This is a genomic window from Pseudomonas sp. GM49, from assembly GCF_000282355.1.
Lineage (GTDB): Bacteria > Pseudomonadota > Gammaproteobacteria > Pseudomonadales > Pseudomonadaceae > Aquipseudomonas.
Genome location: NZ_AKJL01000063.1, coordinates 1 through 26,025, shown reverse-complemented (window position 1 = coordinate 26,025; position 26,025 = coordinate 1). Strand labels below are relative to the sequence as shown.

General features: G+C 60.5%; 31 protein-coding genes. 11 read left to right on the top strand and 20 right to left on the bottom strand.

The annotated features are described in order from the left end of the window. Nucleotides 1–116: 116 nt before the first annotated feature. The 4 genes from PMI29_RS23330 to PMI29_RS23345 all read right to left on the bottom strand — a co-directional run bounded on the left by PMI29_RS23330 (nucleotide 117) and on the right by PMI29_RS23345 (nucleotide 2,457). Nucleotides 117–554, bottom strand: coding sequence for a DUF3995 domain-containing protein (locus PMI29_RS23330; protein ID WP_007995225.1), 438 nt, complete (start codon nucleotides 552–554; stop codon nucleotides 117–119). Between the two features lie 118 nt (nucleotides 555–672). Beyond that, a complete protein-coding gene (locus PMI29_RS23335; RefSeq protein ID WP_007995224.1) occupies nucleotides 673–1,686 on the bottom strand; it encodes an ABC transporter substrate-binding protein in 1,014 nt (337 codons plus the stop codon). Between the two features lie 118 nt (nucleotides 1,687–1,804). After that, nucleotides 1,805–2,008 (bottom strand): hypothetical protein, encoded by a 204-nt coding sequence (locus tag PMI29_RS23340; RefSeq protein WP_007995222.1) that lies wholly within the window; start codon nucleotides 2,006–2,008, stop codon nucleotides 1,805–1,807. Next, a complete protein-coding gene (locus PMI29_RS23345) occupies nucleotides 2,008–2,457 on the bottom strand; it encodes a hypothetical protein (RefSeq protein ID WP_033052093.1) in 450 nt (149 codons plus the stop codon). Before PMI29_RS23345 ends, PMI29_RS23340 begins: the two co-directional genes overlap by 1 nt. Before the next feature lie 433 nt (nucleotides 2,458–2,890). Here PMI29_RS23345 and PMI29_RS32485 point away from each other — a divergent pair, with 433 nt between their 5' ends. From PMI29_RS32485 to PMI29_RS23355, 3 genes are all read left to right on the top strand, one after another. Continuing rightward, on the top strand, nucleotides 2,891–3,139 hold the full coding sequence (locus tag PMI29_RS32485) for a hypothetical protein (RefSeq protein ID WP_081501635.1): 249 nt from the start codon (nucleotides 2,891–2,893) through the stop codon (nucleotides 3,137–3,139). Between the two features lie 160 nt (nucleotides 3,140–3,299). Beyond that, a complete protein-coding gene (locus tag PMI29_RS23350) occupies nucleotides 3,300–3,530 on the top strand; it encodes a hypothetical protein (RefSeq protein ID WP_007995218.1) in 231 nt (76 codons plus the stop codon). A 132-nt stretch (nucleotides 3,531–3,662) separates the two neighbouring features. Then, a complete protein-coding gene (locus PMI29_RS23355) occupies nucleotides 3,663–3,899 on the top strand; it encodes a DUF2789 domain-containing protein (RefSeq protein WP_007995217.1) in 237 nt (78 codons plus the stop codon). 5 nt (nucleotides 3,900–3,904) lie between these two features. Here PMI29_RS23355 and PMI29_RS23360 read toward each other — a convergent pair whose 3' ends face one another. The 3 genes from PMI29_RS23360 to PMI29_RS23370 all read right to left on the bottom strand — a co-directional run bounded on the left by PMI29_RS23360 (nucleotide 3,905) and on the right by PMI29_RS23370 (nucleotide 6,484). Beyond that, the gene (locus PMI29_RS23360) at nucleotides 3,905–4,108 is read right to left on the bottom strand and encodes a hypothetical protein (RefSeq protein ID WP_007995215.1); all 204 of its coding nucleotides are present in this window, start codon (nucleotides 4,106–4,108) and stop codon (nucleotides 3,905–3,907) included. 128 nt (nucleotides 4,109–4,236) lie between these two features. After that, the gene (locus PMI29_RS23365) at nucleotides 4,237–5,460 is read right to left on the bottom strand and encodes a methyl-accepting chemotaxis protein (protein WP_443216424.1); all 1,224 of its coding nucleotides are present in this window, start codon (nucleotides 5,458–5,460) and stop codon (nucleotides 4,237–4,239) included. Between the two features lie 619 nt (nucleotides 5,461–6,079). After that, nucleotides 6,080–6,484: a TraR/DksA family transcriptional regulator gene (locus PMI29_RS23370; RefSeq protein ID WP_007935965.1), complete on the bottom strand. Its 405-nt coding sequence runs from the start codon at nucleotides 6,482–6,484 to the stop codon at nucleotides 6,080–6,082. Between the two features lie 370 nt (nucleotides 6,485–6,854). Between PMI29_RS23370 and PMI29_RS23375 the strand changes: the two genes are divergently transcribed. Further along, a complete protein-coding gene (locus PMI29_RS23375; protein WP_007995212.1) occupies nucleotides 6,855–7,460 on the top strand; it encodes a glutathione S-transferase in 606 nt (201 codons plus the stop codon). A gap of 133 nt (nucleotides 7,461–7,593) precedes the next feature. Here PMI29_RS23375 and PMI29_RS32480 read toward each other — a convergent pair whose 3' ends face one another. Next, nucleotides 7,594–7,929: a hypothetical protein gene (locus tag PMI29_RS32480; RefSeq protein WP_081501634.1), complete on the bottom strand. Its 336-nt coding sequence runs from the start codon at nucleotides 7,927–7,929 to the stop codon at nucleotides 7,594–7,596. 148 nt (nucleotides 7,930–8,077) lie between these two features. On the opposite strand from PMI29_RS32480, the gene PMI29_RS23380 reads away from it, so the two are divergent. Both PMI29_RS23380 and PMI29_RS23385 read left to right on the top strand, forming a co-directional pair. Further along, nucleotides 8,078–8,761 (top strand): response regulator transcription factor, encoded by a 684-nt coding sequence (locus PMI29_RS23380; protein ID WP_007995209.1) that lies wholly within the window; start codon nucleotides 8,078–8,080, stop codon nucleotides 8,759–8,761. Continuing rightward, entirely contained in the window at nucleotides 8,739–10,142 is a 1,404-nt protein-coding gene (locus tag PMI29_RS23385; RefSeq protein WP_007995207.1) for a sensor histidine kinase, read from the top strand. Before PMI29_RS23380 ends, PMI29_RS23385 begins: the two co-directional genes overlap by 23 nt. A gap of 147 nt (nucleotides 10,143–10,289) precedes the next feature. Here the strand turns inward: PMI29_RS23385 and PMI29_RS23390 are convergent, their stop codons facing one another. From PMI29_RS23390 to PMI29_RS23400, 3 genes are read right to left on the bottom strand one after another with little or no spacing between them, the layout of a single operon-like run. Next, a complete protein-coding gene (locus PMI29_RS23390; protein ID WP_007995205.1) occupies nucleotides 10,290–10,700 on the bottom strand; it encodes an SRPBCC family protein in 411 nt (136 codons plus the stop codon). A gap of 26 nt (nucleotides 10,701–10,726) precedes the next feature. Next, entirely contained in the window at nucleotides 10,727–11,524 is a 798-nt protein-coding gene (locus PMI29_RS23395; protein ID WP_007995203.1) for an SDR family NAD(P)-dependent oxidoreductase, read from the bottom strand. Between the two features lie 2 nt (nucleotides 11,525–11,526). Continuing rightward, the gene (locus tag PMI29_RS23400; protein WP_007995202.1) at nucleotides 11,527–12,543 is read right to left on the bottom strand and encodes an aldo/keto reductase; all 1,017 of its coding nucleotides are present in this window, start codon (nucleotides 12,541–12,543) and stop codon (nucleotides 11,527–11,529) included. A 116-nt stretch (nucleotides 12,544–12,659) separates the two neighbouring features. Between PMI29_RS23400 and PMI29_RS23405 the strand changes: the two genes are divergently transcribed. Both PMI29_RS23405 and PMI29_RS23410 read left to right on the top strand, forming a co-directional pair. Continuing rightward, nucleotides 12,660–13,619 carry a LysR substrate-binding domain-containing protein gene (locus PMI29_RS23405; RefSeq protein ID WP_007995200.1) on the top strand — a complete coding sequence of 320 codons (960 nt, stop codon included), beginning with the start codon at nucleotides 12,660–12,662 and terminating at the stop codon, nucleotides 13,617–13,619. Nucleotides 13,620–14,059: 440 nt separating this feature from the next. Then, nucleotides 14,060–14,422, top strand: coding sequence for a DUF6124 family protein (locus PMI29_RS23410; RefSeq protein ID WP_007995197.1), 363 nt, complete (start codon nucleotides 14,060–14,062; stop codon nucleotides 14,420–14,422). Between the two features lie 202 nt (nucleotides 14,423–14,624). Here PMI29_RS23410 and PMI29_RS23415 read toward each other — a convergent pair whose 3' ends face one another. Continuing rightward, on the bottom strand, nucleotides 14,625–15,221 hold the full coding sequence (locus PMI29_RS23415; RefSeq protein WP_007995195.1) for a DinB family protein: 597 nt from the start codon (nucleotides 15,219–15,221) through the stop codon (nucleotides 14,625–14,627). A 193-nt stretch (nucleotides 15,222–15,414) separates the two neighbouring features. Here PMI29_RS23415 and PMI29_RS23420 point away from each other — a divergent pair, with 193 nt between their 5' ends. Beyond that, nucleotides 15,415–15,735, top strand: coding sequence for a DUF2388 domain-containing protein (locus tag PMI29_RS23420; protein WP_007995194.1), 321 nt, complete (start codon nucleotides 15,415–15,417; stop codon nucleotides 15,733–15,735). A gap of 53 nt (nucleotides 15,736–15,788) precedes the next feature. On the opposite strand, the gene PMI29_RS23425 is transcribed toward PMI29_RS23420, so the two are convergent. Further along, nucleotides 15,789–16,721, bottom strand: coding sequence for a pyridoxal-phosphate dependent enzyme (locus tag PMI29_RS23425; protein WP_007995191.1), 933 nt, complete (start codon nucleotides 16,719–16,721; stop codon nucleotides 15,789–15,791). Nucleotides 16,722–16,823: 102 nt separating this feature from the next. Continuing rightward, nucleotides 16,824–17,615, bottom strand: coding sequence for an SDR family NAD(P)-dependent oxidoreductase (locus tag PMI29_RS23430; protein WP_007995189.1), 792 nt, complete (start codon nucleotides 17,613–17,615; stop codon nucleotides 16,824–16,826). Nucleotides 17,616–17,739: 124 nt separating this feature from the next. On the opposite strand from PMI29_RS23430, the gene PMI29_RS23435 reads away from it, so the two are divergent. Both PMI29_RS23435 and PMI29_RS23440 read left to right on the top strand, forming a co-directional pair. Then, the gene (locus tag PMI29_RS23435; protein WP_007995188.1) at nucleotides 17,740–18,684 is read left to right on the top strand and encodes a GlxA family transcriptional regulator; all 945 of its coding nucleotides are present in this window, start codon (nucleotides 17,740–17,742) and stop codon (nucleotides 18,682–18,684) included. Between the two features lie 72 nt (nucleotides 18,685–18,756). After that, nucleotides 18,757–19,416: a methyltransferase family protein gene (locus PMI29_RS23440; RefSeq protein ID WP_007995187.1), complete on the top strand. Its 660-nt coding sequence runs from the start codon at nucleotides 18,757–18,759 to the stop codon at nucleotides 19,414–19,416. Nucleotides 19,417–19,536: 120 nt separating this feature from the next. Here PMI29_RS23440 and PMI29_RS23445 read toward each other — a convergent pair whose 3' ends face one another. The 6 genes from PMI29_RS23445 to PMI29_RS23470 all read right to left on the bottom strand — a co-directional run. Continuing rightward, the gene (locus PMI29_RS23445; RefSeq protein WP_007995186.1) at nucleotides 19,537–20,199 is read right to left on the bottom strand and encodes an HAD-IA family hydrolase; all 663 of its coding nucleotides are present in this window, start codon (nucleotides 20,197–20,199) and stop codon (nucleotides 19,537–19,539) included. 60 nt (nucleotides 20,200–20,259) lie between these two features. After that, a complete protein-coding gene (locus PMI29_RS23450; RefSeq protein WP_007995185.1) occupies nucleotides 20,260–20,667 on the bottom strand; it encodes a response regulator in 408 nt (135 codons plus the stop codon). A 114-nt stretch (nucleotides 20,668–20,781) separates the two neighbouring features. Continuing rightward, nucleotides 20,782–22,392 carry a GMC family oxidoreductase gene (locus PMI29_RS23455; protein ID WP_007995184.1) on the bottom strand — a complete coding sequence of 537 codons (1,611 nt, stop codon included), beginning with the start codon at nucleotides 22,390–22,392 and terminating at the stop codon, nucleotides 20,782–20,784. 163 nt (nucleotides 22,393–22,555) lie between these two features. Then, entirely contained in the window at nucleotides 22,556–23,773 is a 1,218-nt protein-coding gene (locus PMI29_RS23460) for a mandelate racemase/muconate lactonizing enzyme family protein (RefSeq protein WP_007995183.1), read from the bottom strand. A gap of 1 nt (nucleotide 23,774) precedes the next feature. Beyond that, nucleotides 23,775–25,109, bottom strand: coding sequence for an MFS transporter (locus PMI29_RS23465; protein ID WP_007995182.1), 1,335 nt, complete (start codon nucleotides 25,107–25,109; stop codon nucleotides 23,775–23,777). A gap of 82 nt (nucleotides 25,110–25,191) precedes the next feature. Continuing rightward, a partial coding sequence (locus PMI29_RS23470) for an aldehyde dehydrogenase family protein (RefSeq protein ID WP_033052091.1) occupies nucleotides 25,192–26,025 on the bottom strand: 834 nt, incomplete at its 5' end.

The window sequence follows — 26,025 nt, the reverse complement described above, 5'->3', positions numbered from 1 at the left end:
CCGGCCTCTTCGCGGGCAAGCCCGCTCCCACAGTGGATTTGTGGCGCACACAAAACCTGTGGGAGCGGGCTTGCCCGCGAAGAGGCCAGTACTGTCACTACAGAAATGTCGATCAATCAAATCCAGGCCACCGCCAACAACCCTGCACCCAACACCACACACAACGGCGAGTAGACCCAGGTGTCCAGCCGGGCAAATTTCGAGCCTTTGACCTCTTTGAAAAAACCCACCAGCTCCGAATCGCCAATGGCCCGGGCAAACAGCAAAATCGCGATCGTGCTGATCACCCACTGCAACGACCGGTGATGCAAGGGTGGCAGGCACCAACCCACCCGCAAGCACACCAGCATGGCAATCAACAGCAACAGTCCGGCCACCACCAGCGTGATCCAGCCTCGCGGCGTGAACGCCGGCCTCAGTTGCGCACTGCCCTCCTGCGGTACTTGCGGGACCGCCGCCACCGCCGCCCACTCGCCACCCAACGCCCAATACACATGCACCAGACTGATCACGGTGAAGATCGTCACCAGCGACTGAGCCAACAACAGGGTCATGGTTCAGAGATCCTTGAAAGGGATATGAACCGAACATTGTAGGAGCTACCGCAGGCTGCGATGTCTTGATTTTGCTTTTTCATGACAAAGATCAAAAGATCCCGACCTGCGGCAGCGCCTACAGGGCGGCGGAGACTTTATCCGCCACGTCCTTGGGCAGCCACGCCCGCCAGACGTCCGGATGAGCCTTCATGAACGCCTGCGCCGCCTGGCGCGGCGGTGTATGTTTCTCGCTCATCTCGGCCAGCGCCTTGTTCAGCGGACCGATCGGAAAGTCGACCTTGGCAAAGAACTCGGCAATCTGCGGATATTGCTTCTGGAACGGTGTGGAGACACCGATCGACAGCTTGGAGGCCAGGGAACGGGTCGGCTGTGGATTGGGGTTGTCGGCGTCGGTCAAGGTCTTCCAGGCTTCGGCGTCGAACGGCGGTTCTTCGAGTTGAATCAGCTTGAAGCGGCCGAGCAACGGCGTGGGCGACCAGTAGTAAAACAGCACTGGCTTGCCACGATGAATAGACGAGCTGATCTCCGCATCCAGTGCCGCGCCCGAACCGCTGCGGAAGTTCACGTAACTGTCGTCCAGCCCATACGCCTTGAGCTTCTGTTTGTTGACCACTTCCGAGGTCCAACCGATGGGGCTATTGAGGAAGCGTCCCTTGGTCGGGGCTTCCGGGTCCTTGAACACGTCTTTATAGCGCGGCAGGTCGCTGACACTGCGCAGGTCCGGCGCCAGCGGCTTGATGCCCTTGGCCGGGTCGCCTTTGATCACATATTCCGGCACCCACCAGCCTTCGGTCGCACCCTTGACCGTGTCGCCAAGGCTGACGACTTTGCCTTCGGCCTCCGCCTTGACCCAGACCGGGCTGCGTCCGGCCCACTCTTCGCCAATGACCTGAATGTCATTGTTGGCCAGCGCGGTTTCCAGGGTGATGGTGGTGCCCGGCAAGGTATCGGTCGGCAACCCGTAGCCCTTCTCGACAATGATGCGCAAGACATCGGTGATCAGGCTGCCGCTTTCCCAGTTCAGGTCGGCGAAGTGGATCGGTGTCTGGGCGGCAAACACCGGGGCGGGTGTCGCCAGCAAACCGAAAGTGGCCAGGACAGCAGCCAGCAACTGTCGAATTCCGTTCATGCTTTTGCACCTCGTGCTGTTCACAGCAATAGCAGGATGGCCTGGCAGCAGGCCGCAAAGCCTCTGAATACTCAGTCCACTGACTGTAGTAGAGGTTTCTGCTTTCGAGGTGCGTGGATCAGTTTTCGCAGGTTTCCTGCAAACGCATCAGCTCTCGTCTGACCATGCTGGCGTATGCCGCCGGTTGCAGTTGGTAAAGCTGTGACGCCACCCAATTCAGCCAGGCTCCCTGCAGAATGGTCTTCTGCCCGAACAGCCGCCGCGCCTCGTCTTGAGCGCTGGCCTGGTTCTGTTCGTGGAAATCGGCGCGGGTCAGGGTCATCACTCGCTGGCCTTGAAGGTCACCAACTCGCCCTTGCGCCACTTGGCCGCTTTGGCGGTCACGGCTTTCAGGGTCTTGGTCAGGCCTTCCTGCAGCTGTTGATGGGCGGCAAACACCATCATCACGCTGTGACCCTCCTTGAACACGATCCCCTGGCCGTCGGCCGTGGTCACGAAGGCGTAATCGCCAATTCCGTAAACCGTCAGCTTGATGTCGCGGAACTTGATGTCCAGCTTGCCGCCTTCGCGACTGGGCAGCACGGACGCGCTGAAATGATCGCCGACCTTGAGTTTGAGTCCGGGCTTGTCGTCCACCACCAGGGCTGATTCGGTGTCGATTTCGGCAATGTAAATGCCTTCAGCGTTCTGTTCGGTGATGTAAACGAAACGTGACTGAAACTGTTTGACCAGCTTTGCGCGCAAATCACCCAGCACGAACAAGGCATGCATATCGAGATTACTTACTGCCAAGGAAACATCCCCACATCTGAAAAATGGCGCCGTGCGCGAAAAATAAACGCACAGCCAAAAAAGCGGCAATGCCGAAGGTGTAGCCAAAGAACCCGGATTGAAGTCCTGAATGAGCAGTGCACTCATTCATCACGAAGCTTGAGAAGACTACTGGAACGTCACTCGCATCGTCTTGCCTGGCGTTCGTCACAGGCTGAAGGAAAACCCCCTTCCTGCTGCCAGAAAATTATGGACTATCAACTTCGGGGAAAAATCTCATCAAGAAAAAATCTTTTCCTACATATCGTCCGCAAAAAATTGCTTTAGATAAACATCACTCACCCACCAGTGAGGGTGATTCTAGAGCAGCGATGCTCTTGGAGACTAGCCAAAACGACGTACATACGTCGGTAAACAATGAAAAGGACTTCATATGTGCACGCTGACTCACTTTGCTTATCCCCTGGTGCCTGACTCAGAAACAGCGCCAATCCCGCACCCGATACGGTCCCGCCACCATGAACCGCTTCCCGTTGTCCCGGCCCGCCCGCGATTTCAAGTGGTGATGGCGGGCATTGCCTTCTTTCACATCAAGGATAATTCGACAGGCTGCGTAAGAGGTTTCCGAGCTGATCATAACGAAGCGTGTGCCCTCGCCCGGTTTCTTGAATCACATTGTTGACATGCCCGCCGCGCTCATCGCCATCGACGTTTCGTCTGCCCGCCGACTTATCTCAGCCGTCGACGGGCAACTACTGCCATACTGCCGCCCAATAAAACGGATCCGCAAAAAATCGGGTTGCGTTGACAACAACAATGTATTTCCAGGGGAAGTCTGCAACGTGACGGAATTTGATATCGGCGAGTTTTTTATCCGGGGCGAAGCCAGAGAAATCGACGGTGAATTCCAGGCCGTGATTGTCATGCGTGCCAAACCACCGCTAAAGACCGTGACCTATCACCAGGTCGAAAAGGATCGCTGGTTCAAGACCCCGGATGTCGCCGCCCTGGCGGCCCAGGAATCGGCCATGGAACTGAAGGCGGCGGTTGATGCCGGGGCACTGAAAGCCTGAATGTCCGATTGACGGTCTATGCTCACTGTTGCGTTTGAACATCGCGATCGAACTCCACCTGTGCGGAGCCCTCGAAACCAGGGTGCCGCGCCTCGCCCCTCGACCCGACTGATGACCTGCAAGGAGATGAAGATGGAATCACCGACCCACGACTTGAAAGGCCTGTTCGACCAGCTCGGCCTGGACTCCAGCCAGAAAGCGATCGACGACTTCATTGCCGGCCATTTCCTGCCTGACGACAAGAAACTCATCGACGCCGAGTTCTGGTCACCGCAACAGGCCGGCTTCCTCAAAGAACAATTGCGCGAAGACGCTGACTGGTCGCGGGTGGTCGACGATCTGAACCTGCGCATGCACCAGACGCACTGACAACCTCAATGCAGGCTGCCAGGTCTTTCGGTGCTCAATTGCGCCAACCAGGCAGCCTTGCATTCCTCCGCTTCATCGCGACTGGAGAACGCCGTGCCCCGGCGCTCGCCATTGAGCAGCACCACCCAGCAAACCTTGCGTCCCATGGAGCGCAGGTTGGCAGGTACTCCGCTGCCGATCATGACCGCGACATCAACTTTGCCTTGCATGCTGCCCCCCGAACTTCATTAGCAACCTAATTAATAGCTATGTTAATTAGGTTGCCGGTGAGGAAACAGCAAAACCCTGTACAGGTCAGTTGCAGGATCTGTAACAATCGCCCGGCAACCCGGGTTTTCTAGCGCGGCTTTTCCGGTTTGTAGCCCAGGCGCAAACCGCCCCAATGCCGGCCCTTGAGCATGATCGGCACCGAGAGATCGTGCATCAACTCGCCGGTGTCGCGTGTATAGGTTTGCAGCAGCACGGCCTTCTGATGGCTGCCACAGCGGACCCCGGTGCGATCAGCAAACTTGCGCTTGGTCCGGTTCTGCATGGCATCGACCTGCGCGTCGCCCGTCAGCGGCTGACTGAATACACTGTTGTGGGTCGGCACATAACCCTGCTGGGTGCAGGCGATGGCGAACACCAATCCTTCGTGACGCGGCAACAACGGCTCCTGGATCGTTGGCAAAACCTGATCGGTGTAGCGGTCGAAACGCGTCTGGTACTTGGCCGGGCTGGTATGGGGGATGGCCTGGTAATTACGGTCGAACAGATCGTCGAGACTGATTCGACCGGCATCGATATCCGCCTCGAAACGCGCAGCAATCTGGCTTGCGCCTTCCCGGGCCAGGTCATAGATCCGCTGGTGATAGTCATCCAGCCCCACCTCGGCAAGACGCTCGCTGATGGTTTCGGCTTGCCCTTCCATTTGCACCGCCGCATGGGCCAGACGCTGAGTTTGCTGGTCGCTGACCGCCAGGTCGCTGCGCATCTGTTCGATGGCGTGAAACAGGCTGTCGAGCTGTTCGCGATTGGTGTCTGCCCCTTGGGCGATTTCTCCGACCTGGGACTCGACACTGGCCGCCAGACGGGCAATGTTCTCCAGGTGCTGTCCCGTCCGTTCGACCTGCTCGACACCTGTGTCCAGGTCGCTGGACAGTTGGCGGATCTGCTCCACCACCTGCGCGGTACGTTGCTGGATATCGGCCACCATCTCGCCGACTTCGCCCGTGGCGGTCGCCGTACGTGCGGCGAGCCCACGAACCTCGTCGGCCACCACTGCAAACCCGCGACCGTGCTCCCCCGCCCGCGCCGCTTCAATGGCGGCGTTCAACGCCAACAGGTTGGTCTGGCTGGCGATGGACTGAATCACCAGGGTCACTCGCTGGATATCATCGCTGCGCAGGCTCAAGGCTTCGATCAGTTCACGGCTGTTGCTGGCGCGCTGGCTGAGCTGATGCATGCGCGCAATGGACTCGATCAGTTCCGTACGCCCCGCCGCTCCGCTTTGATGAGCCTCGCTGGCGGCACTCAGCGCCTGGCGACTGAGCGCCGAGGTGGCCTGTTCGGTGGTGATCATGACCTCGGCGTTACTGACGATCTGTGCCGCCGCCGTGAGCTGCGATTGCAACTTGTCCGCCAGTTGCCGAACCGAAAACGCCACACCGGCGGCAGACAGCGCGTTATGGCTGGTGGTGTAGGAAAGGTTGCGAGTCAATTCGCCAATGGCATCGGAGTTGGCTGGGGAAGCGGCCTCAGGGGTCGCGCGCGAACGCAGGCGAGGCAGCCAGATAATCAATACGGCCAGGGCCAAGGCAAGGTAAAGCGACCAGTCGCCCAGCGTCATGCCACTTAACAACAGCATCAGGGCGATGCTTTGCAACGTCGGCGTCAACCAGCGGTTTTTCGGCAACAGCACTGGTGCAGGCACTGCTGCAACCAGAGACCCGTCTCTCGTCATCATCGTCACCCCGGAAAGCTTCTAATTGTTGTCTTCGCATTAAACGCCACCATAAGGCCATTATCCATGAGCCTTTAGTCGCGAACGTTGCAGCAGATCAATAGAAGAACCGGGAAATCGAAGACGGCAGAAAACAAAGATCGCAGCCTGCGGCAGCGCCCTGCATCGATTGTGCAGGAGCTGCCACAGGCTGCGATCTTTTCAAGGCAGCCCGGATTAAAGGGGCTGCCTCGCAGAATCAGGCCTGACGCTGGTGCTTGTCGATTTGCTCGTGACGTTCCTGAGCTTCGATGCAGTACTTGGTGGTCGGGCTGATCAGCAGGCGCTTGAGCCCAATCGGCTCGCCGCTGTCGTCGCACCAACCGAAGCTGTCTTCCTTGATGCGCTCAAGGGCTTGTTCCAACTGAGGCAGCATGCGCTGGTCGCGATCGATCGCGTTCACCAGCCAGGTGCGCTCTTCTTCGACCGAAGCCGCGTCTGCCGGATCGGCCGGGGTGTCCAGGCTTTCGATCGCGATGCGGTTCTGCTCGATGCGCTCATGGGTTTCGACTTTCATGTTCTGCAACAGCTCGGAGAAAAAAGCATGTTGCTCGGCATTCATGTAGTCATCCGCCGGCATGGCCAGCAACTTGTCCTTTGTCATTGATATCTCTATAAAAAAACGTGCATTAAGGCGAATAAGGGAGCGTTCCGGCAGACCTGGGCAGGCCATCGGAAAGGCGCCGTTTGTTCCAAGCGCCACCCGGCACTCAATTTACGAGGGGCGGCAGTCTACGGCCGACTTGAGGCCTCAGCAACCGAAAAGACAGCGAATTTGTCCGACAAAGCCCTGAAAATGCTCTACGGCAGGCTTTGGGGCGGTAATCGGAGTGCGTTTATAGCAAGAAATTCAATCGAGCGGCTGTATATAGAAGACAAACGGCTTGCACCGGGCATTTTTCGTCTTCATTTGCAGGGCGGCGAACCTCAGCTAAGGTTGTCCCTCCCGAAATGGCCATATAAAGGAAAGGACCATGAAGCTGATCGGTATGCTGGACTCGCCCTATGTAAGACGCGCTGCCATTTCCGCCAAATGCCTGGGAATTACGCTGGAACATCAATCGGTCTCGGTGTTCCGCCACTTCGAACAATTCCGGCAGATCAACCCGGTAGTCAAGGCGCCCACCCTGGTACTGGATGACGGAGAGGTGTTGATGGACTCGACGCTGATCATCGACTACCTGGAAACCCTGGCCGATAACAGCCTGATGCCCGTCGAACCGGGTCAGCGCCTGCGCGCGTTGCGCCTGATTGGCCTCGCGTTGGCCGCCAGCGAAAAGTCCGTGCAGCTTTACTACGAGCGCAACCTGCGGCCGGCGGAAATTCAATTCGAACCTTGGGTGCAGCGGGTCGAAGGACAGCTGGTGGCGGCCTATTCGGCGCTGGAGCGCGAGCTGGAAAAGCAGCCGCTGAAGACTGACGGTTCGATCGAACAGGATGGCATTACCCTGGCCGTGGCCTGGAGCTTTACCAACCTGGTGGTGCCGGACCAGGTGAGTGCGGCGCAGTTTCCGCAGATTGCCGCGTTCACGAAGTATGCCGAGGGGCTTGAGGTGTTTGTCAGTACGCCGATTGACTGACAGATTCTTTTTGCCTGATCTACCGCTATCGCGAGCAAGCTCGCTCCCACAGGAAAACGCGGTCACTGTGGGAGCGAGCTTGCTCCGGGCGGCGTTCCGACGATGGCGCTGGGTCAGTCGACATATGCATTGTTTATTTGCGCTTATAGCTTTTATTGCCACTGGGGGTCAGGCAGTAAACGCCACCTCTTGACCCGGTACAAAACGAACCGGTGCCACAGGAGCAACCCTGCGGGTCCTGGACAAACGCTGGCGGTCGCGCCTGGCTTTTACCGCCAAACATTGCTGAACAACTTTTTTTCGACCCGCTGATGGAGCCGTCATTACACAGGAACAGTTCGCCGTCACATCGATCGATTCCACCCTTCTTGCCGGAGCAGGGTGTATTGCCAGCCCAGACAGATGAACTGAAAACACTGAACAGCAACAGACAAATCGGCAGCCAGCCACAGCGGATCGAATTACGCACAATGCAGCCCCCTATTGAAGTTATGGCTCAATGATATCAATGTTGCGAACAGCGACCCCGGCCAGATGAAAGTTAATTTATTAAGTCGCAGGCAATTCTTGGCAAAATGTTCGCAACTTCGTATTGAACTGCTTATCAGGCCAGCCTTATGACCCGCATCTTGACCATCGAAGACGACGCCGTGACCGCCCGGGAAATTGTCGCCGAACTGAGTAACCACGGCCTCGACGTCGACTGGGTCGACAATGGTCGCGAAGGGCTGGAACGTGCGGTCAGCGGCAACTATGACCTGATCACCCTCGACCGCATGTTGCCCGGGCTCGACGGCCTGGCGATCGTCACCACGCTGCGGACCATGGGCGTGGCCACGCCGATCCTGATGATCAGCGCACTGTCCGATGTCGATGAGCGCGTGCGCGGCTTGCGCGCCGGCGGCGATGACTACCTGACCAAACCCTTCGCCACCGATGAAATGGCCGCCCGGGTCGAAGTCCTGCTGCGCCGGCAGAACACTGTGACCGCTCAGGCCACCACGCTGCGGGTGGCGGATCTGGAGCTGAACCTGATCAGCCACGAAGCCAGCCGCGACGGCCAACTGCTGACGCTGTTGCCCACTGAATACAAGTTGCTGGAATTTCTGATGCGCAACACCGGGCAAATCCTGTCGCGGATGATGATTTTCGAAGAAGTCTGGGGTTACCACTTCGACCCCGGCACCAACCTGATCGACGTCCACATCGGCCGTCTGCGCAAGAAGATCGACCCGCCTGGCAATGTCCCACTGATTCGGACCGTGCGAGGCTCGGGTTATGTCATTGCCGAACCCGTCTAAAGGCTGGCGCTCTTCCAGTAGTCGCCTGCTCGCGCTCTACAGTTCGCTGTTCGTGATCTGGAGCGGGATTCTCATGGGCGTCATGTACTACGAGGTTTCCACTTACCTGGACAACCTGGCCAAGCATTCGCTGATGCAACGCCAGCACCTGTTTTCGCGCTTCTCCGGCGAGCAACTGGTGGACGCCCTCGCCGTCAGCATGACCTTCGACATCCGCGGCATTGACGCCTACGGCCTGTTCGATGCCCAACACCGTTACCTCAACGGCGCCCTGCGCTACATTCCGGACGGCTTGCCGCTCGACGGCAAGATCCACATGCTCAACGACTGCGATGCCTCTGACGACAGCGACGACCAGACGCTGCCCGCCGACAGTTGCGACGCCGTGGCGACCCGCACCCTCGACGGCCGCTGGCTGGTGCTGGTGCGCGACAACGGTTCGTTGTTTGCCGTGACCCGGATCATCCTTCACGCCTTGTTCTGGGGTGTGACCCTGACCATTGTGCCGGGCATCGTCGGCTGGTATTTGCTGCGACGCCGTCCGTTGCGACGCATTCGCGGGATTCAGGCCAGTGCCGAAGCCATCGTCGCTGGCGACCTGAGCCGGCGCTTGCCACTGTCCAATCGGCGTGACGAACTGGACATGCTCGCCGCCATCGTCAACGTCATGCTCGAGCGCATCGAGCGTTTGATGAACGAGGTCAAGGGTGTGTGCGACAACATCGCCCATGACCTGCGCACGCCCCTGACCCGTCTGCGCGCGCAGCTTTATCGTATGCAGCAGCAAGCCGGCGAAGGCTCGCCGCAGGCCATGCAACTGGACCTGGTGCTGGCCGAGGCCGACACCCTGATGGCGCGTTTCCGTGGCTTGCTGCGGATTTCCGAACTGGAAGATCGCCAGCGCCGCTCCGGTTTCGTGCAATTGGACCCGGTGGCGTTGCTGCAAGAACTGCACGAGTTCTATCTGCCCCTGGCGGAAGACGATGGCCTGGTTTTTCAACTGCACCTGCCCGCGTCATTGCCACCCCTCAATGGCGACCGGGCACTGCTGTTTGAAGCGGTGGCCAACCTGTTGAGCAATTCGATCAAGTTCACTCCGCCCGGTGGCGCGGTGATCTTGCGCGGGATCAATGATGGCGGGCATACACGGATCGAAGTGCTCGACTCCGGCCCGGGCATTCCCGAGGCGGAACGTGAGGCGGTGTTCCAGCGTTTCTATCGCGCCGAGGCGGGCAATCAAAAAAGCGGCTTCGGGCTGGGGCTGTCCATCGTCGCGGCGATTGTCAGCCTGCACGGGTTTACCCTGGAGGTGGGCAGCAGCGAACTGGGTGGCGCGCGGCTGGTGCTCGATTGTCGGGAGAGTTTGATTCCACCGGCCTGACAAACTCTTACAAACAATGATCACCCCCTGTGGGAGCGAGCTTGCTCGCGATATCGGAGTGTCAGGCGATATATTTTTACCTGATACACCGTCATCGCGAGCAAGCTCGCTCCCACAGGGGATTGGTGGTGTTTTCCGCTGGGTGAATCAGGCCGGGTAATTGGCCCGCAGTGCCTCAAGCCCACCCTGATAGATGCCGTTAAACAACGCCTCCACTTCCTCGTTGCTCACACCCACCGGCTCGAACCTCCCGGACCAGGTCACCCGCGCGCCCTCGCCTTGCGCCTCGACCTTGATCGTCGCCAGATAATCAGTCGCCGGAAAGGGTGCCTGCAAAATCGAGTAGCTGTAGGTTTGAGCCGCGTTGTCGAACGCTTGCAGACGTTCGATCACCACCGCGCCGTCAGCCGTTTGCAGACTGCGCACGCGCCCGCCTTCGCTGAGCTCGCTCTTGGGAATGAACGGCAGCCAGTCCGGCAGCGAATTGAAACCGCCAATCAATTGCCAGACCTGTTCGGCCGAAACCGGGATATCGATGAAGGCTGATGCAGTTGCCATGAAATGTTCTCTCTAATCAATAAGGTTCAGATGGCCAGACTGTCGACGACACCGCCGTCAACTCGCAAGGCAGCGCCGGTGGTGGCCGAGGATAACGGCGAAGCGATGTAGGCCACCAGATTGGCGACCTCCTCGACGTCCGCCACGCGCTGGATGATCGACGTCGGCCGGGCCTTGCGCACGAACGCATCGGCTTCGTCCCGGGCGCTGCGTCCGGACTCGGCCGTGGCGTCCTTGAGCATGTCCTCCAGGCCATCGGTAAAGGTCGGGCCGGGCAGGATCGCATTGACCGTCACGCCGGTGCCGGCCAGACGCTTGGCCAGGCCATGGGACACGGCCAGGTTGGCGCTTTTGGTCACGCCATAGTTGATCATGTCCGCCGGTGTCGCCACGCCGGATTCCGAAGACAGGAAAATCACCCGGCCCCAGCCCTGCTTGACCATCTCCGGCGTGTAGTACCGCGACAGGCGCACGCCGGAGATCACGTTGACCTCGTAGAAGCGCGTCCACTCACTGTCCGGGGCGTCATAGAAATCCACCGTGTTGAAGATCCCGAGGTTGTTCACCAGGATGTCTGCCCGAGGTTCTGCTGCGAACAGGGTCTCGGCGCCTTCGGCGGTACCGAGGTCGGCGGTCACGCCGCGCAATTGCGCGCCGGGTACGCGCTGGCGAATGCTCGCCAGCGCCTGTTCGACCTTGGCCGTGTCGCGGCCGATCACCACCACCGTGGCGCCCGCCTCGGCCAGCGCCTGGCTGATACCCAGGCCAATGCCGGCGGTGCTGCCGCTGACGATTGCCAGTTTTCCACCCAAATCAATCTTCATGTTCAAGCTCCAATGAGGGGCAAGGGTGCGCGCTCGGAAACCAGCTTCGCCTCACGCATTGCCTGCCAGAATGCAGCGGGAATCACCGCCGACAACGCGGCCACATCTTCGGCGATCCGGTCCGGGCGACTGGAGCCCGGAATCACCGCGGCCACTGCCGGGTTGGCCAACGAGAATTGCAATGCAGCGGCTTTGACGTCGACACCGTGGGCCGCCGCAATGCGTTTGATCTGCTCGACCTTGCTGATGATCGCCGGGCTGGCCTTCTGGTACTCGAAGTGTGCGCCACCGGCGAGGATGCCCGAGCTGTACGGGCCGCCGACCACGATTTCGACGTTCTGCGCCTGGGCGGCGTCCATCAAGCGTTGCAAGGCGCGGTCATGGTCGAGAAGAGTGTAGCGACCCGCCAGCAGAAAACCGTCCGGCTGCGCTTCGCTCAGATCAAGGGTCAGTTCGCACGGCTCGACCTTGTTCACTCCCAGGCCCCAGCCCTTGATCACGCCCTCTTCGCGCAAACGCGTCAGCACTTTGAAGGCACCGGTACGGGCCTGGTTGAAGTACTCCAGCCACTGATCGCCGTAGAAATCCTGGGCGATATCGTGCACCCAGACGATGTCCAGGCGATCGGTTTGCAGGCGCTTGAGGCTGTCCTCGATCGAACGCATCGTTGCATCGGCGCTGTAGTCGTTGACGATCCTGTTCGGCCGGCCGTGCTCGAACACTCCGCTCTTCTCGCCCAGGTCACGGGCAGCGGCGTCTTCGACTTCATCGAGGATCACCCGGCCGACCTTGCTGCTGAGCACATAGTCGTCACGTTTGTAGCGCGACAGTGCGCTGCCAAGGCGAATCTCCGACAGACCCGAACCGTAGAACGGCGCGGTATCGAAGTAGCGCACGCCGACATCCCAGGCGGCATGGACAGTCGCCTGTGCTTCTTCTTCCGGGATGGCGCGGAACATGTTGCCCAGCGGTGCGGTGCCGAAACCCAGCGCGCCGGGCAGTTTGTCTTTCAAGCTCATGGATGATTCCTCGTCAGTAGTCAGGGGTCAGTGATGACCGTTGAGCAGATCCTAGATTGCGAGGATCTGACCGTCCAAGACATAATGTGCAGCACTTGAGTCCCTATAGGTCTGACATGATCGACATCCGCCAATTGCGCTACTTCGTCGCCGTCGCCGAGGAAGAACACGTCGGGCGCGCCGCCGAACGCCTGCACATTTCCCAGTCGCCCCTGAGCCGGCAGATCGCCCAGCTCGAAGAACGCCTGGGCCTGACCCTGTTCGAGCGCAGCCAGCAACGCATCCGCCTAACCCGCGACGGCCAGACCTTCCTCGCCGAAACCCGCGCCCTGTTGACCCACGCCAATCGCCTGGAATCCCTCGGCAAGCGTCTGGGGCGCGGCGAAGAAGGCGGCCTGTGCATTGGCTACATCGAAAATGCCATGCACGCTGGCGTGCTGCCCAATGCCTTGCGCGTGCTGCGGGTCGACCGGCCGAACGTACACGTGGCGCTGTACAACCTCAGCTCGGCCGAACAACTAGAAGGCTTGCGCCAGCGAAGCCTGGACATCGCCCTGGTCAGCGAACCACCGACCGATGACGACCCCGACCTGCTGGGTTTCCAGGTGCTGGACGACCCGATGCTGCTGGCCCTGCCCGAGCACCATCGGCTGGCGCAGCAGACCGTGCTGACCCCGGCGGACCTCGCCGACCAGGAATGGATCGGCGTGCAGCACCGACAGAACGCCAGCTGCCACGACGACTTCGTCAGCGCCTGCATCCGCGCCGGCTTCACGCCGGACATCCGCATGGAGGCCACCGAACCTTTCACCGCACTTGGGTTGGTCGCTTCGGGGCTGGGCATCGCGATGATCCAGAAAGGCCTGAGCCGCAACGCCCCGCCGGGCGTGGTGCTGCGGGAAGTGCCATGGATTTGCTTCACCACGCCATTGTGGGCGGCGTGGCACCGGATCAACCTGCGGCCGCTGGTGGAGACATTCAGGAAGGTGCTGACGGAGCCTGAATCCAACACACAACACTGTGGGAGCGGGCTTGCCCGCGATTGCGATCTACCTGCCAACAACACCGTCGGCTGACACTCCGCCATCGCGGGCAAGCCCGCTCCCACAGGTTTCGTGCTCAGCCCAAAGCCATGCTTTTGTCGTGACAGCCGCACATTAAACATCGACTGACCGCCCTTGTTTAACGGCTGTCAGCGTAACTTGATGAAAGCTACAGCGCCTTGCGTCATTGCCTACGGTTACGCCAGAATCCGCCGGCTTACGCGCCTTGAGTCCAGGCTTTATCGTTAGCCGGTCGCTGAAAAACAGCGATCGGGTTTGGTAGCCCGGACTAATTAGGCGCATAGCGCACCGTTTGCAGACCTTTCAAGTCTCTGTTTTATGGTGGCCATGCGCAGGGCTCTCTCGGGAGCGCCGGGTTCCTAATTACCGGTCTACCAACCCGCGTATGGCCGCCACCCCTCGTTTGGTAGCGAGGGCTGAAGGCTCCGTGATTTCAATTAGGAGCTCCATCAATGATCAAGCCCACACCCAATCCCCCGGAAACAAATCCAGCCTCCCCCTACGAAAGCCCCGATTCAAAGCAATTCCACGAAGCCGCCGAACGCGCCCTCAATCACTACCTCAACCCCGCCGCCAACATCATGGCCACTCCCCACAAACCGTCCACGATGTTCACCATCAACCCCGACATCGACACCGAGACCCTGTTGGCCCACGCCTGCGAATCACTGGCCTCGGCCAATGTGATGACCAATGATCTGGCGGGTTTTCTGGAGGGCTCGCATCGCAACACGCTGCTGGGCATTGCCCAGGTCATCATGTTGGGTGAGTTGGCAGTGAACCGGGCGCTGGATCGACTTGATCCGCCTGAGTAAAGCGCCAAACGTGTGAGAGCGAGCTTGCTCGCGAAAGCGGCAGCACATCCAACATCGATGTGACTGACCCACCGCTATCGCGAGCAAGCTCGCTCCCACAGTTGATTGATGTCGTACGCAGCACTTTTGCTCGCTGCAGATCCCGTGTGGGAGCGAGCCTGCTCGCGATGGCGGCAGCACATCCAACATCCATGGAACGGGGTCAGCGATAACGATCCGGCAGAACGCTGGTTGCGCTCGAAAATTGCACAGCACATGGCGGTTCCACCACCGGCACGTTGACCGGGCGGAACAGCAGCGGCTCGGACTCGCGCAGGTACACCGGCATGTCGGTCACCGGTGGCATGGCGGGAATCTCGAAGTACATCTGCACCACCCAGCCACGGTGATAGCTGGCGTGGTTGACCACGTGCATCAGCATCGCGCCGGCGCTCATGGAGCCGCTTTCGCCCGAGACAAAGGTGAACTCCACGGACTTGTCCAGGGACGCATCGGTTTGCCGGGCGCTCCAGTCGCAATACCAGCGATCGATCTCTTTTTGCGCCATACGCAGTTCGGACAGATCGGCATGCAGCAGATCGTGTGAAGTCTTGAAGTTATGTCCCCGACCTTCAAGGTGCGCCCGCCAGATGCAATCCACCACGTAGACGTGATTGAGGGTGCCGATCATGTTTTTGAACACCGACACCCGTTCTTTTTTGACTTCGCCCGGAGGGAGCGCCGCGAGGCTGTCGAAGAGGCGCTGATTGGCCCAGCGTTTGTAATCGGCCAGCAGGCAGGCAGTGCGTACGGTGATCATCAGAGTTCTCCGATGGCAGTAAGCGCACTCCCTAGCATAGACCCGATGGCCGCGAAGCAGGGCCAGCACTGATCATCGGTCGTTCAAGCGCTTCACCACGCGCTCGGCGGTGCCAGGGAACTCTTGGTGATCGCCGTGCATCCTAAATTATGTGGTACTTCCCTTGTGCTTCATGCTGTCGGAGGACACCGTCATGCGCCGTCTGTTTATCATTTCTTCCCTGGTTCTTTGTTTACCCGCAGGTTCCGCTCTGGCCAAAGTGGATGCCGAAGATGTCGCTACCTCGGCCGGGGTTTCCGCCTCGCTTTATTCGACGTTCAAAGACCACAAACTCATGATTCCCGCCCAGGATGACGCTTCCAGCTTCGTCGCCAGTGGCGGTGCGATTCGTGGTGCTTATCTGGAGGCGGTATTGAAAAAAGTCCGTCAGGACAATCCCGCCCTCAACAACGCAAGCGACGAAGACCTGGCCCGCGCCATCCTCGTCCAGGATGGCGTTGCCACCGATCATTGAAGACCGTCATCGCCAGCGGTGGGGCTTGTGACACCGGGATAGCGTTTCCGGCCCTACCTGGCGTGCGAGCCAGTGGACAAGCGTGCCCACCCGGCCACGAGCTGCGCGTTGATACTCACCCCGCCGCACACCACGATCACCACGTCATGGGCATCGGCAATCGCCGGGTGATCGAGGTAGGCAATCGCCAATGAAACGCCGCACGCTGGCTCGACCAGCTGACGCAAATCATTGGCGTAACGCACCACGCCCATGATCGCTTCATCATCACTGAGCACCACGCACTCATACGGGAAATCGCCGATGTGCTTGACCGGCCAGGCGGCCACTTGCGCAGCGCCCAGGGACGTGGCGACCGTGTCGATTTTCGGCAATTTGACCGGGTGCCCGGCCGCCACCGCCGCGGCGAACGATGCCGCGCCTTCGGTTTCGCAGGCAACGATGCGGCAATCGGTGTGCCGATGACGAATCAGGCCGGTGAGCAGCCCCGCCAGCAAGCCACCGCCGCCCACCGATGCCACCAGCACATCCACTGGCGGGCAGTCGTCAAGGATTTCATCGACCATAGTGCTGTGCCCTTCCCACAACACCGGGTGGTCGAAGGCCGGCACGAATTCACTGCGCGGGTCCTGGGCGAGTTCCCGTGCCAGTTGATTGGCTTCGTCCCAGACCTTGCCGTGCACGATCACCTCGGCGCCGGTCTTGCTGATCCGCGCCCGGGTGCTTTGCGGGGTGGTGTGCGGCACCACGATGCATGCCTTGAGCCCCAGGCATGCAGCGGCCATGGCCGTGGCCAGTCCCGCGTTACCGCCGGAGGGACAGACCACCTTGCGCTTTCCCTGCTGCGCCGCCCGGCTGCACAGCAACCCGATGCCGCGTATTTTGAACGAACCGCCAGGTTGCAGATTTTCCAGTTTCAGCCAGATACGGCGGGACGGAGTCGACAGGCCGGGGTGCAGAATCAAAGGCGTTCGGATGTGAAGCATATGGGCTCCTGTTACACGCCACCGGCTCGTCGAGCTTGCGCGAGCCGGCGGTGAACGGTCCTCTCTCCCAAGCTTAGTTCACCCGGCCTCGGGGCGACCGTCTCAGCGATAACGCGGCGCCGCCACGCAATTGCCAAACAAACCGGACAGCGTCCGGCGCTGGGCTTCGTAACGGTCCCACTGGCTGCCATCGTGCAGCCCGGGAATGGTCACCACTTCGCCGTCCGCCAGGCCGACGAGCGCAGCATCGACCATGTCTTCGGCGGACATCACGATTTCCTTCGGCAGGTTTTCCACCGGGTTGCCGGCCTCGCTCCAGAAATCGGTGGCGGTCGCCCCCGGCAACACCGCCTGAATGCGTACGCCCTTGTCCGCCAGTTCATGCTGCATCGACTGGCTCAGTGCCAGGACAAACGCCTTGGTCCCGCCATACACGCCGTTGAGGATTTCCGGGGCGATGGCGACGATGGAGGCGATATTGATCACGGTGCCGGTGCCCCGGGCGACGAAGCCCGGTACAGCCGCATAGGCCAGGCGCATCAACGCCGTCACATTGAGGTTGATCATCGCGTCCATGTCGTCCACGGGACTGGCGAGCAGCGGCATGACGCCACCGACCCCGGCATTGTTGACCAACAAGGTGATGCTCGCGTCGCTGCGCAGGATCTGTTCGACCCGCAGCGAATCCGCCTTGTTCGTCAGGTCGGCGACAACCACTTCCACGGTGCGCCCGGTTTCGTCGCTCAAATGGCTGGCCAGGGCATTGAGTCTGCCCCGGCTGCGGGCCACCAGAATCAGGTCGTAACCCTGCCGGGCGAGGCGATCGGCATACACCGCGCCAATGCCCGAAGAAGCGCCGGTGATCAGTGCAGTACCTTTGGATGAGAGAGCCATGGTGCAATTCCTCTACGGTGAGGCGAGAGATTCGCCGGGTGCAGACCGTTATAAAGGGACTTTCTACTGTCTTAAATGACGTTTAAAGTACGTTTTTAGGACACATCCGTTTGAGGGCAGATCCATGATCAGCGTGGCGTTCGTGGTTTTCGAGGGTTTCCAGTCCATGGCGCTGGCCGCCATGCCGGTGTTCGAGTACGCCAATTTCAGTGCCGCAGAAGCGCTGTATGACGTACGCGTGCTGTCCGAAAACGGACACAACCTGCGGGCCTCCGGCGGCTTGAGCGTCGGCACGGAGGCATTCGACGGGCGCGTATTCGACACGGTGATCGTGGTCGGTGGCGACGCCATCGTCGAACAGGCGCCCGAGGCTGTGCTGGATTACCTGCGGGCCAGCATCAACACGGCACGCCGTACGGCGTCGATCTGCTCCGGGGCGTTCGTCATGGCCCAGGCCGGCTTGCTCGACGGGCGGCGGGCCACCACCCACTGGGCCTACGCCCGGGAACTGCAAGCGCGGTTTCCGGCGATCAAGGTCGAAGCCGATCGCATCTATGTGATCGACGGTTCGATCTGGACCTCCGCCGGCATGACAGCGGGTATCGACCTCGCCTTGGCCATGGTCGAAAAGGATCACGGCGCCGAGCTGGCCCGGGCGGTGGCACAGAAACTGGTGATGTACCACCGCCGCGCTGGCGGCCAGTCGCAGCACTCGGCGCTGCTGGAGCTGGAGCCTAAATCCGATCGTATTCAAACCGTGCTCGGCTACGCCCGGGAACACCTCGCGCAGCCCCTTTCAGTAGAGCAACTGGCGCAAGTGGCCAACCTCAGCCCCCGGCAATTCAGCCGGGCGTTTCGCGCCGAAACCGGGCAATCGCCGGCCAAGGCCATTGAAAACCTGCGCCTGGAAGCGGCGCGACAGATGCTCGAACGCGGACGCCTGACGCTTGACCAGATCGCCCTGGAAACCGGGTTCACAGACCGCCGACGCATGCGCGAAACGTTCCTGCGGGCGTTCGGGCAACCACCACAGGTGATTCGGCGCAATGCGCGAGCAGAGGTGCTTTGATCACTCCCCGGCCCTGCGAGGGAATCATCAGTCTCTACACTGAACATACCGGAGGTTGCTTTTGGAGGTGTCATGAAAATTTCAGTAAAACTGGCGTTTTTCGCCGTCGTCAGCACCCTCGCCTACCTTGCCCTGGCGATCTGGGGACTGGGTGGTTTCGCGGCTTACTTCAGCCACGGTTCACTGGTCGTCGTGGCCATGGCCACCCTGATCATGGCCGTCGTCTCACTGTTCACCGAAGTCAACCTGAGTTCGGGGGTACGCGAAGACCGGGCCAATCGCTGGGTCCTCCCGGCTTTCGGCGTGATCGGTGTGCTCAGCGGCTTTCTGCCGGCCTATACCGACCGTATCGATTTCTGGACTTTCGGTGGTGAGGGCGTGCGCTGGCTCGGGGCGCTGTTGTTCATCGTGGGCGGCGCGCTACGGTTGTGGCCGGTGTTTGTGCTGGGCAAGCGTTTCAGCGGGCTGGTGGCCATCCAGCCGGGGCATCGACTGGTCACCGAGGGGGTTTACCGCAACCTGCGCAACCCCAGTTATCTGGGGATGATGGTCATCGCCGTGGGCTGGGCGCTGGCATTTCGTTCGGGGGTCGGGTTGCTGCTGGCAGCACTGACCCTGATCCCGCTGATTGCCCGGATTCACTCGGAAGAGGCTTTGCTGAAGGCGCAGTTCGGCAGCGAATACGAGGCCTATTGCGCCCGCACCTGGCGGTTGGTTCCCGGACTTTACTGAAGCAACGCAGGACCCTGTGGGAGCGAGCTTGCTCGCGATGGCGGTCCCTCACTCAACAAACATGTCGACTGAAAGGACGCTTTCGCGAGCAAGTCGGATCGCCGCACCGCCGCTCCCACATTAGATGGCGAGCAGGCGCAGGCCAGCGGCATCCACCTGAACCCGCACCGATTCATAACCCGCCAACGTCGCATGGGCCGTCCTGATCGGCTGCTCATGGGTCGCCGTGACAATCATCAAATCCGCCCCCGCCGCCTCGGCCGCCAGAATCCCCACTGTGGCGTCTTCAAAAATCAGACATTGCGCAGGCTCGACGCCCAGGCGCCGGGCCGCGAGCTTGTACCCCGCAGGATCGGGCTTCCCAGCCGTGACATCCTCGGCAGTCACCAGCACCTCAGGCTCGGGAATCCCCGCCGCCGCCATCCGCCGCAACGCCAGTTCCCGCGGGGCGGAAGTGACGATGGCCCACTGGCTGGCAGGCAAAGACCGCAAAAATTTCGCCGCGCCAGCCACTTCGAATACCCCGTCGACATCCTCGATTTCCGCTTCGGTAATCCACGCGGCTTCGGCCTCGGCATCCACCCCGGGCAACCCCAGGCGCCTGATGGTGTCGATGGCACGGGTGCCGTGAATGGTCGGCAGGAAGGTTTCGACATCGACACCATGGCGCACCGCCCAGGTTGTCCAGACGCGCTCGGCGGCGGCAATGGACGTCAGGACGGTGCCGTCCATGTCGAACAGAAAGGCACGGTAAGTCGAGTTGAAAACAGAGTGATCGGACAAGGAAAAGAACCTCGCAGGTGCCGCACGGATTTGCCCGGCAATGTAGCATCTGCGAGCGGTTCAGTTGAGTCTCCTGGACTTGAAGGCGCCGTCGACACATTCCAGCAACGGACCGATGGCCCAGGGTTTCTTGATGAACGAAACGGCGTGTCGCACCCCGGAACTGGCCGGCGTTTCGAAACCGGACATGATCATGATCGGCTTGTCCGGCCAGCGATCGCCGAACTGGTTGGCCAGGTCCGCACCATTGAGCGTGCCGGGCATGGTGATGTCCGTCAGCAACAAGCCCACCTGCGGCGCATGCTGCTCCAGATAGATGGCTGCCGCGTCCGCACTGATATGCGGCTCGACGACAAAACCTTCCTCCTGAAGAATCTCACAGAGAAACTCCAGGATCAGTGGGTCGTCCTCAACCACCAGAATCAACCCGCCAGGAAGATCTCCACCCGCTGTCGGTACTCGACTCATGACCGTGCCGCTCCCTGATTGCCTCAATGATTTCGCGGGTTCTAGCCCGCCACTTAAAGTTATGAGCAGCGCAGACCGTGGAAATTCATTTTTGATACAGCCAGGTGACCGGCATCAAGCGTCCTGCAGGATCAGGTCGGCCCCCTTCTCCGCCACCATCAGCACGGCGGCGTGGGTGTTGCCCGACGTCACGTTGGGGAAAATCGACGCATCGACGATGCGCAAACCGTCCAGCCCGTGGACCTTGAGGCGCTTGTCCACCACCGACTTGTGCTCGTCCGGGCCCATGGCGCAGGAACCACACAGGTGGTAGATCGAGCCACTGTTTTCGCGGAAGTACTGCAACATCTGCTCGTCGGTTTCGACCATCGGTCCCGGCAACACTTCTTCGACAGTGATGCCCTTGAGCGCCGGTGCCTGCATGATCTTGCGCATCAGGCGGCTGCCCTGGATCACCTCGTCGATGTCCTTCTGGGTGCTCAGGTAATTGGGGTCGATCAGCGCCGCATCCCGCGGGTTTTTCGAAGCGATTTCGATGTGCCCGCGACTGGTCGGCCGGCATGGGTTGAAGCACAGCAGGAAGCCTGAGTACGGCTCGGGCTTGAGGCTGGCCTTGTTGTTTTTCGGGATCTGGTACGACAGTGGGTTGAAGTACAACTGCAGGTTCGGGTTGGTCTGCTGCTCGTCGCCACGGAAGAACCCGCCGGCCTGGTTGACGCTCATCGCCAGCGCGCCCTTGCGGGTGAACAGGTACTTCAGGCCCAGTTTGAACTGGCCGAACAACGAACTGAGCTGGTCGTTGAGTGTCGGGATGTTGGCCTTGTAGTAGTAACTGGCGCACAGGTGATCCTGCAGGTTCTGTCCCACCGCCGGCAGGTGCTTGACCAGCGGGATGTTGTGCCTGGCCAGCAGCGCCTGATCGGCCACACCGGACAGTTGCAGAATCTTCGGTGTGTCCACGGCACCGGCGCAGAGGATCACTTCCTTGTTGGCGCTGAAGGTTCGCACCACGCCATGCTGGGTGATGGATATCCCGGTAGCGCGCTGCCGGCCGTCGAACAGCACCCGGTCCACCAGAGCAAAATGCTCGACCGTCAGGTTCGGCCGGCTCAATGCCGGATGCAAATGGGCGAAGCTACTGGAGCAACGCTGGCCGTCGCGGGTGTTGACGTCGTAGATGCCCGCACCTTCGAATTTCGGCCCGTTGAAGTCGTCGCTGATGGGGTAGCCCAGTTCGTCGCAACCCTTGAGGAACACATCGCAGATCGGATGGGTCTGGCCCTTCATCGGGGTGATGCTGATCGGGCCGCTGCCGCCGTGGTAATCGCTGTCACCCAGCGGGTGGTTTTCCAGTTTGCGGAAGTACGGCAGCACGTCCTTGAAACCCCAGCCGTCGTTGCCGTTGGCCGCCCAGTCATCGAAATCGTGGGCCTGGCCGCGCACGTAGATCATCGCATTGATCGAACCCGAGCCACCCTGCACCTTGCCGCGCGGGGCGTAGATCTCGCGGTTGTTCAGCTGCTTTTGCGGCTGGCTGTAGTACATCCAGTTGAAGGTCGGGTTGTAATACATTTTGGCGAAGCCGACCGGGATCTTGAACCACAGGGAACTGTCTCTCCCGCCCGCTTCCAGCAGCAGCACCGTGTGTTTCCCGGAGGCCGAGAGGCGATTGGCCAGAACGCAGCCTGCTGCGCCGGCGCCAGCGATGATGTAGTCGTATGTCATGCACGGTTACCGCGTAAGTCGTTGTTCTAATAAACCGGAATGGGTAGAGCCCTGTAGGAGCGAGCTTGCTCGCGATGAACCTGAGAACACCGCGGGGTATCAGGCCCCCAGCGTTATCGTTGACGATCATCGCGAGCAAGCTCGCTCCTACAAAATTCTCCCGTCAGCCCCTGGCCGGCGATGTGTCTTTGACATCAGCCGGGGTCGGCGCCATTTGCAGGTGCAGGCGTGAACCGGTGTACGGCGAATGCTTGCGCACCACATCCATGTTCAGCTCCACGCCAAGGCCCGGCTCGGTGGACGGGATGATGTAGCCGTCCTCCCACTGCAAGGGTTTGGTCAGGACTTCGGCATGGAAACCGCCCCAGGTCATGATGCTTTCCTGGATCAGGAAGTTCGGTGTGCACGTCGCCAGCTGGAAACTCGCCGCCGCGCCAATCGGACCGTTGTAGAGGTGCGGGGCGATCTGCGCGTAATACGCCTCGGCCATGCTCGCGATCTTCTTCGCTTCCAGCAGGCCACCGCAGCGTGCGACGTTCATTTGCAGGATCGACGCGCCGCCGGCCTGCAACAACTTGAAGAATTCGTACTTGGTGGTCAGGCGTTCACCGGTGGCAATCGGGATGCTGGTCTTGGCCGCGACTTGCGCCATCGCGTCTTCCTGGCCTGGCGGCACCGGCTCTTCGAACCACAGCGGGTCGTACTTCTCCAGGCGCTTGGCCAGGCGAATGGCCGAGGACGGCACCATCTGCCCGTGGGTGCCGAACAGCAAATCGCACTTGTCACCCACCGCTTCGCGGATCTTGCGACAGAAGGTCTCGCAGCGTTCCAGCACTTCCAGGGAAATCTGGTGACCGGAATACGCGGTGTACGGGCCTGCCGGGTCGAACTTCACGGCGGTGAAGCCTTTGTTCATGTTCTCGATGGCGCACTCGGCGGCCAGGTCCGGGTCGTCGTAGTCGTACTCACCCTTGCTGTTGACCGGGTACAGGTAGGTGTAGGAACGCAGCTTTTCGTGGACCTTGCCGCCGAGCAACTCGTACACCGGTTTGTTCGCCGCCTTGCCGATGATGTCCCAGCAGGCCATCTCCAGGCCGCTGACCACGCCCATCATGGTCAGGTCCGGGCGCTGGGTGAAGCCGCTCGAATAAGCCTGGCGGAAAAAACGTTCGATGTGGTGCGGGTCCTGGTTCAGCAGGTAGCGTTCGAACACGTCTTCGATGATCGGCACCATGGCCTTGGGGCCAAAGGTCGCGGCGTAGATTTCACCGACGCCTTCGATGCCGCAGTCGGTCTTGAGCTTGACGAAAAGCCAGTACATCCCGCCGATGTGCGGTGGTGGAACGGCAACGATATGGGTTTCAAGGGCGACGATTTTCATCTCAGGCACCTGTCTTTTTCAAATTAGTCGTGTTCAAGGATTTACGATTGATCCGTGCGCGCAGGGTCAGGGCTGCCAGGGTCCCGAGCAGGCCGACGAATGCGATGTAGCCGAAATACAGCTTGTAGCCAAAGGCACCGGGGAAATTCTCGGTGAGGTAGCCATTGATCAAGGGAATGAAGGCATCCGGCAGGTAACCCACCACCGAGACGATGCCGATGGCCAGGCCGGTGATGCGCAGCGGGATGTTGCAGGTATCGAGAATCGCCCAGTACAGCCCGCGAATGGCGTAGGTCATCAGGCCGATGAAAATCACCGTGCCGATCAGCAGGCCGAGGCTGTTGAGGGCCGGGAACACGATCAGGCCGATCATCGCCAGGGACGCGAGGAACAACGCGACGACCAGTACCGAAATGTTGGAGAACTTGTCGCCCAACCAACCGCCACCGATACCGCCGATGGGGCGCATCCACAACTTGATGGTGGTGATGGTGCCGGCCATGACCGCGGTCATGCCGCCACCTTGCAAGTAATCGGAGAAACTGTAGGTGGCCCAGAAGATGTGGTAACCGCAGAACACAATGGCGGTAACCAGCCACAGTTCAGGGATTTTCACCAGGGTGGCCAGGTCGCTGAGCAGATTGAACTTGCCCTTCTCCACCGCCGCCGTGTCTTCCATCGACTTCGGATCCTTGATCAGCACCAGCACACAACCGATGGCGATACAGGTAAAGGCATAGAGGTAAACCACGTGCTTGAAGCCTTCGGCCGCCGACTCGCCACGGCTTTCGGTGGCGAAGGCGAACAGGCCCAGGGCAACCGTCGCCAGCAAGGCTTCCACCAGACCGCGACCGCCGTCGAGGATGCCGAAGAAGCGGCCTTGCTCGGAGTGATGGGCAATCATCTTCACCCGCTTGAGCACCGAGGCCCAGAAGGTCAAACCGGTGGTCAGGCCCCAGCAACCGAAGATGATCATCAGGCCGGTCATCGACGGCGCGGTGGAGTACCACAGGCCCAGGGCGCCGGTAGCCACCAGTGAGAAGAAAATCAGAAAGCGTGGTGCGATGCGATCCGCCAGCCAGCCGCTGGGCAGATACGACAACAGGAAAATCGTGCCCAGCATCGAGTACAGATAACCCAGTTCACTGTGGTTGATCTGGAACACTTCGAGCATGGTGGTCTGGTAGACCTGGCGCAGGTACAGGATCGGGTAGATCGCGCCGGCGGCGAGCACTAACAGCATCAGTTGGAAATAACGACTTCCCTTGTCACTGTGGCTTTTTAGACCCGCGTTCGAACCCTGAACAGCGGCAGCAGTGGATGCTTGCTTGGACATTGAGTAGACCTCTGGCCGCCCGGTGTCCGGGCGGCCGTGATAATTGTTTTTATAGATGCAGTGTGAGGCGTGTTGCGGTGGATCAGTACTTCATCACCACCAATCGGGTCTGGGTGAATTCAAGCATGCCGTGCTTGCCGTCATCACCGCCCAGGCCCGAGCGTTTCCAGCCGGCGTGGAAGCCCTGGTACGGGTCGGCCGGGGTGCGATTGACGTACAACTCACCGGCCTCGATGGCGTTGGCGACTTTCTGTGCGGTGCGGTAGTTCTCGGTGTAGAGCACCGACGACAGGCCGAACTGGTGGTCGTTGGCCATGGCCAGCGCTTCGTCGATGTCGCGGTACTTGAGCACCGGCAGCACCGGGCCGAAGATTTCTTCCTGGATGATTTCCATGTCCTGACGGCAGCCGCTGAGCAGGGTCGGCGGATAGAAATGGCCCTTGCCTTCAGGCAGCACGCCGCCGGTTTCCAGCACCGCACCGTCGGCAATGGCGCGCTCGACCATGGCGTGGATGTTCTGCTGCGAACTGGCGTTGACCAATGGCCCCATCAGGCTGGCATCGGTGGCGCGGTCGCCGAGTTTCACCGCACTGATTTTCTCTTTCAGCAGGCCGAGGAATTTGTCGTAGACGCTTTCCTGCACATAGACCCGCTCCACCGCCGTGCACAACTGGCCGCAGTGGGTGGTCTTGGAAGCGACGATGGCACTGGCGGCCGCTTCGAGGTCGGCATCGGCCTCGATGATCGCCGGGGTCTTGCCGCCCAGTTCCAGGGACGGCTTGGCGATATTGGCCTTGCAGTAATCGAGCACGATGCGCCCGGCATTGACGCTGCCGGTCAGGGTGATCAGGCCCACGGCTTTATGGGTGCAGACGACCGCGGCGGTGCCGTGGTCCATGGTCAGGATGTTCACCAC

What these genes read in the sequence shown, in the direction of transcription:
- PMI29_RS23330 (WP_007995225.1), bottom strand. Translation starts at nt 554, where the DNA reads ATGACCCTGTTGTTGGCTCAGTCGCTGGTGACGATCTTCACCGTGATC.
- PMI29_RS23335 (WP_007995224.1), bottom strand. Translation starts at nt 1,686, where the DNA reads ATGAACGGAATTCGACAGTTGCTGGCTGCTGTCCTGGCCACTTTCGGT.
- PMI29_RS23340 (WP_007995222.1), bottom strand. Translation starts at nt 2,008, where the DNA reads ATGACCCTGACCCGCGCCGATTTCCACGAACAGAACCAGGCCAGCGCT.
- PMI29_RS23345 (WP_033052093.1), bottom strand. Translation starts at nt 2,457, where the DNA reads ATGCATGCCTTGTTCGTGCTGGGTGATTTGCGCGCAAAGCTGGTCAAA.
- PMI29_RS32485 (WP_081501635.1), top strand. Translation starts at nt 2,891, where the DNA reads ATGTGCACGCTGACTCACTTTGCTTATCCCCTGGTGCCTGACTCAGAA.
- PMI29_RS23355 (WP_007995217.1), top strand. Translation starts at nt 3,663, where the DNA reads ATGGAATCACCGACCCACGACTTGAAAGGCCTGTTCGACCAGCTCGGC.
- PMI29_RS23360 (WP_007995215.1), bottom strand. Translation starts at nt 4,108, where the DNA reads ATGCAAGGCAAAGTTGATGTCGCGGTCATGATCGGCAGCGGAGTACCT.
- PMI29_RS23365 (WP_443216424.1), bottom strand. Translation starts at nt 5,460, where the DNA reads ATGATCACCACCGAACAGGCCACCTCGGCGCTCAGTCGCCAGGCGCTG.
- PMI29_RS23370 (WP_007935965.1), bottom strand. Translation starts at nt 6,484, where the DNA reads ATGACAAAGGACAAGTTGCTGGCCATGCCGGCGGATGACTACATGAAT.
- PMI29_RS23375 (WP_007995212.1), top strand. Translation starts at nt 6,855, where the DNA reads ATGAAGCTGATCGGTATGCTGGACTCGCCCTATGTAAGACGCGCTGCC.
- PMI29_RS23380 (WP_007995209.1), top strand. Translation starts at nt 8,078, where the DNA reads ATGACCCGCATCTTGACCATCGAAGACGACGCCGTGACCGCCCGGGAA.
- PMI29_RS23385 (WP_007995207.1), top strand. Translation starts at nt 8,739, where the DNA reads ATGTCATTGCCGAACCCGTCTAAAGGCTGGCGCTCTTCCAGTAGTCGC.
- PMI29_RS23390 (WP_007995205.1), bottom strand. Translation starts at nt 10,700, where the DNA reads ATGGCAACTGCATCAGCCTTCATCGATATCCCGGTTTCGGCCGAACAG.
- PMI29_RS23395 (WP_007995203.1), bottom strand. Translation starts at nt 11,524, where the DNA reads ATGAAGATTGATTTGGGTGGAAAACTGGCAATCGTCAGCGGCAGCACC.
- PMI29_RS23400 (WP_007995202.1), bottom strand. Translation starts at nt 12,543, where the DNA reads ATGAGCTTGAAAGACAAACTGCCCGGCGCGCTGGGTTTCGGCACCGCA.
- PMI29_RS23405 (WP_007995200.1), top strand. Translation starts at nt 12,660, where the DNA reads ATGATCGACATCCGCCAATTGCGCTACTTCGTCGCCGTCGCCGAGGAA.
- PMI29_RS23410 (WP_007995197.1), top strand. Translation starts at nt 14,060, where the DNA reads ATGATCAAGCCCACACCCAATCCCCCGGAAACAAATCCAGCCTCCCCC.
- PMI29_RS23415 (WP_007995195.1), bottom strand. Translation starts at nt 15,221, where the DNA reads ATGATCACCGTACGCACTGCCTGCCTGCTGGCCGATTACAAACGCTGG.
- PMI29_RS23420 (WP_007995194.1), top strand. Translation starts at nt 15,415, where the DNA reads ATGCGCCGTCTGTTTATCATTTCTTCCCTGGTTCTTTGTTTACCCGCA.
- PMI29_RS23425 (WP_007995191.1), bottom strand. Translation starts at nt 16,721, where the DNA reads ATGCTTCACATCCGAACGCCTTTGATTCTGCACCCCGGCCTGTCGACT.
- PMI29_RS23430 (WP_007995189.1), bottom strand. Translation starts at nt 17,615, where the DNA reads ATGGCTCTCTCATCCAAAGGTACTGCACTGATCACCGGCGCTTCTTCG.
- PMI29_RS23435 (WP_007995188.1), top strand. Translation starts at nt 17,740, where the DNA reads ATGATCAGCGTGGCGTTCGTGGTTTTCGAGGGTTTCCAGTCCATGGCG.
- PMI29_RS23440 (WP_007995187.1), top strand. Translation starts at nt 18,757, where the DNA reads ATGAAAATTTCAGTAAAACTGGCGTTTTTCGCCGTCGTCAGCACCCTC.
- PMI29_RS23450 (WP_007995185.1), bottom strand. Translation starts at nt 20,667, where the DNA reads ATGAGTCGAGTACCGACAGCGGGTGGAGATCTTCCTGGCGGGTTGATT.
- PMI29_RS23455 (WP_007995184.1), bottom strand. Translation starts at nt 22,392, where the DNA reads ATGACATACGACTACATCATCGCTGGCGCCGGCGCAGCAGGCTGCGTT.
- PMI29_RS23460 (WP_007995183.1), bottom strand. Translation starts at nt 23,773, where the DNA reads ATGAAAATCGTCGCCCTTGAAACCCATATCGTTGCCGTTCCACCACCG.
- PMI29_RS23465 (WP_007995182.1), bottom strand. Translation starts at nt 25,109, where the DNA reads ATGTCCAAGCAAGCATCCACTGCTGCCGCTGTTCAGGGTTCGAACGCG.